At 49.1% G+C, this 3,786-nt stretch carries 3 protein-coding genes; all 3 read left to right on the top strand.

All coding sequences use genetic code 11. The features are described 5' to 3' along the window. Positions 1 to 119 precede the first annotated feature (119 nt). The 3 genes from PN462_RS19960 (at position 120) to secF (ending at position 3,707) form a co-directional block, all read left to right on the top strand. A complete protein-coding gene (locus tag PN462_RS19960) occupies positions 120 to 1,109 on the top strand; it encodes an alpha-ketoacid dehydrogenase subunit beta (protein WP_443029235.1) in 990 nt (329 codons plus the stop codon). Between the two features lie 143 nt (positions 1,110 to 1,252). Further along, positions 1,253 to 2,656 (top strand): protein translocase subunit SecD, encoded by a 1,404-nt coding sequence (gene secD / locus PN462_RS19955; RefSeq protein WP_272130593.1) that lies wholly within the window; start codon positions 1,253 to 1,255, stop codon positions 2,654 to 2,656. Between the two features lie 52 nt (positions 2,657 to 2,708). Continuing rightward, on the top strand, positions 2,709 to 3,707 hold the full coding sequence (secF, locus tag PN462_RS19950) for a protein translocase subunit SecF (protein WP_272130592.1): 999 nt from the start codon (positions 2,709 to 2,711) through the stop codon (positions 3,705 to 3,707). Positions 3,708 to 3,786 lie beyond the last annotated feature (79 nt).

The following is a 3,786-nucleotide window of genomic DNA, read 5'->3' as shown; positions in this document are numbered from 1 at the left end:
TCTCCCGACTCCCGACTCCCGACTCCCGACTCCCCCATCTCTCAACTATCCACTATCAACTATCAACTCTCTCATCATTGATGATAGGATCGCATTTGCTGTATCTGGTATGGCTAAGGATGGCAGAAACTTTATTTTTTAACGCGCTGCGGGAAGCAACAGACGAAGAAATGGGCCGAGACGACACCGTGTTTGTTCTCGGAGAAGATGTCGGTCACTACGGTGGATCGTACAAGGTTACGAAAGATTTATACAAAAAATACGGAGAACTACGAGTTCTCGACACCCCCATCGCGGAAAATAGCTTTAGTGGGATGGCCATCGGGGCCGCAATGACGGGACTTCGCCCCATTATTGAAGGAATGAATATGGGGTTTCTCTTATTGGCCTTTAACCAAATTGCCAATAATGCCGGAATGCTGCGCTATACCTCTGGCGGAAACTTCAAAATTCCCCTCGTTATTCGGGGACCGGGTGGAGTAGGCCGACAACTAGGGGCCGAACATTCTCAACGACTAGAAGCCTATTTCCATGCGGTTCCCGGCTTAAAAATTGTCACTTGTTCGACTCCCTATAATGCCAAAGGACTGCTCAAGGCCGCCATTCGGGACGACAACCCGGTTTTATTCTTTGAACACGTCCTCCTCTACAATCTCAAGGAAGATTTACCGGATCATGAGTATATCTGTCCGTTAGATCAAGCAGAAATTGTCCGTCCAGGGAAAGATGTCACGATTTTGACCTATTCCCGGATGCGTCATCACTGTCTGCAAGCGATGAAGTTGGTGGAGAAACACGGGTTAGGGTATGACCCGGAGATTATTGATTTAATTTCCCTGAAACCCTTTGATATGGAGACCATTGCGGCTTCTGTGCGGAAAACCCATCGGGTGATTATTGTAGAAGAATGTATGAAAACGGGGGGCATTGCCGCAGAGTTGCTGTCGTTGATTAATGATCAGTTATTTGATGAATTGGATGCCCCGGTCATCCGTTTATCGTCCCAAGATATTCCTACCCCGTACAATGGCAAGTTAGAAAACCTGACCATTATTCAACCGTCCCAAATTGTGGAAGCAATGGAACAGTTGATGACGTTACAGGTTTAAGGAGAGGGTGTTTGTTGTTGGTTATTCGTGACTTGGGAGGGGGATGTCTTGCGGGGGTCGAGACTAGGCAAGATAGTCCCCCTGACAACGAATAACCCAGAACACACCACCCAAAACCCAGAACCGAGAACCCAGAAAAACTTATGCAAAAACACCTATTAACATTAGTGGCAATTTTGGGGTTAGTGATTGTAGCGATCGCGCTTTTAGTGATCTTTCCCCTCAATCAAGGGTTAGACTTGAAAGGTGGGGCCAGACTAACCCTGCAAGTCCAACCCACCGAAGATGTAGAAACCATTGCCCCGGAAAATCTCACCGCCGTCAAACGAGTGATCCAAAACCGGGTCAATGGGTTAGGAGTCGGTGAACCGATTATCCAAACCGTTAATCCGGATAAAGTGGTGGTCCAACTCCCTGGAGTGAGTGACCCAGAACAAGCGGAACGAGTCCTAGGGGAGACGGCCCAACTGGCCTTTCGGAACCAAAAACCCAATACGAGAGACCAATTAGACCGTCTCCTACAACAACGGGAATTAGCCCGACTGCAACTCGAAGACTTACGGACTCAAGAACCCCCCCCCGAAACAGAAGTCCGGGAACTCCAAACCCAACTCCAAGAAATTAATGCCTCGATTCGAGACTTATTTAAACCCACGGAGTTGACCGGAAAATATCTGAGAAATGCGGTGGCCCGACCTGTAGGGAATAGCGACAGTTGGGAAGTGGTCATCTATTTTGACACCGAAGGGGGCGAAAAATTTGCCGAACTCACTGCCAATATTGCTGGAACGGGTCGCGGGATTGGGATTTTCTTAGATGGTCGTTTACTCAGCGCACCTGTGGTGGATGCTATCTATGCTGAGGGGGGCATCTCCGGGGGCAGTGCGTCCATTACAGGCAATTTTGACCTAGAAGGGGCCAATGACCTCGCTATCCAACTCCAAGGGGGTGCTTTGCCTTTCCCGGTGGAGTTGGTGGAAAATCGCACCGTTGGGGCAACGTTGGGCCAAGATAGTGTCAACCGCAGTATTGTGGCGGCGGTTTCCGGTCTGGTGCTGGTGTTACTCTATATGGTGGTCTATTATCGTCTGCCTGGGGTGATTGCCAATGGGTCGCTGTTGATTTATACCATTCTTACTCTCGCTTGTTATGCCTTGGTGGGGGTGACATTGACCTTACCGGGAATTGCCGGGTTTATTCTCAGTATTGGTATGGCCGTGGATGCCAATGTGTTAATTTTTGAACGGACGCGGGAAGAATTGCGGTCTGGGAAAACCTTGTATCGGTCGGTGGAGTCTGGCTTTTATCGGGCGTTTTCGAGTATTTTAGACAGTAATGTGACAACGCTGATTGCCTGTGCTGCCCTGTTTTTCTTGGGATCAGGGTTGGTGAAGGGGTTTGCCCTGACTTTGGCTATTGGGGTGTTAGTTAGTATGTTTACGGCACTCACCTGTAGTCGGACGTTAATGTTGGTGGTGGTTCTCGGTTTGCCGGGGGTCCGCCAAAAACCGCAGTTATTCTGTCCCAATTTACAAACAGCGAAATAGTCGGTTGCAGGGAAAACGCTGTCTTCGCTGACGCTTAATGATTATCACAGTTATGAGATTACAAGTTATTCAACAACGGGGGTTATGGTGGGGGATTTCTGGCGGTGCGATCGCAATTAGTCTCTTGGCCATGATCCTCTCCTTTACCCAGTTTGGCGCACCCCTCCGCCCGGGCCTCGATTTCATTGGGGGGACTCGCTTACAATTATCCCTAGACTGTACCACGGACAACAGTTGCACCGAGGCACAGAAGATTGAAGTAGGCCAAGTGCGGGATATTCTCGCAGACCAAGGGTTAGAGAATAGTCCCATTCAGGTGGTGGAAGATTACACGGTGTCCATTCGCACCCCCACCCTCGATGTGGAGGAACGCACCCAACTTCAAGAGGCCCTCACTGAAGAAATTGGCAATTTTGACCCCGATACCACGCAAATAGACACCGTTGGGCCGACCATTGGGGCGGCATTGTTTGTTTCGGGGGTGAAAGCCCTTCTCGTGTCGTTTTTCGGCATTGTGGTCTATTTGAGTTTTCGCTTTAAATTTGACTATGCGGTGTTTGCCATTGTGGCCTTGTTCCATGATGTGTTTCTCACGGCGGGGGTGTTCTCCATTTTGGGGTTAACCCTGGGCCTTGAAATTGATAGTCTCTTTTTGGTGGCACTCTTGACGATTATTGGCTTTTCGGTGAATGATACGGTGGTCATTTATGACCGTATCCGGGAAACCAGTCAAATTGAGGAAGGGGCTTCGATTGACCAAATTGTTAATGATGCGGTTAATCAAACTTTAACTCGGTCGATCAATACTACGGTGACGACGGTATTACCGTTATTGGCTATTTTCCTCTTTGGGGGGGAAACCTTACAGTTTTTTGCCCTCGCGTTGATTATCGGCTTTATTAGTGGGGCGTATTCGAGTATCTTTATCGCTAGTACCGCCCTGGCCTGGTGGCGAGAACGGCAAGAAAAGACCATCGACTGGAACACTGAGGAGAAGGAGGAGGGAGTTGAACCTGTGGTGCAAGATTCCCAAATTTCCGACGAAGTGTAGGACAATCAAGGTAGGGCGCGATCGCACCGGATGATTTATGTCCCGAAACAACTACCCTGTAGATAACCCTCCGAGTTAC

Source organism: Spirulina sp. CS-785/01 (genome assembly GCF_028330525.1).
GTDB lineage: Bacteria > Cyanobacteriota > Cyanobacteriia > Cyanobacteriales > Spirulinaceae > JAQMSD01.
The sequence above is the reverse complement of the archived record's forward strand: the minus strand, read 5'-3'. Positions and strand labels throughout refer to the sequence as shown.

Coding starts and splice junctions, on each gene's coding strand:
- secD (WP_272130593.1), top strand. CDS start 1,253: ATGCAAAAACACCTATTAACATTAGTGGCAATTTTGGGGTTAGTGATT.
- PN462_RS19960 (WP_443029235.1), top strand. CDS start 120: ATGGCAGAAACTTTATTTTTTAACGCGCTGCGGGAAGCAACAGACGAA.
- secF (WP_272130592.1), top strand. CDS start 2,709: ATGAGATTACAAGTTATTCAACAACGGGGGTTATGGTGGGGGATTTCT.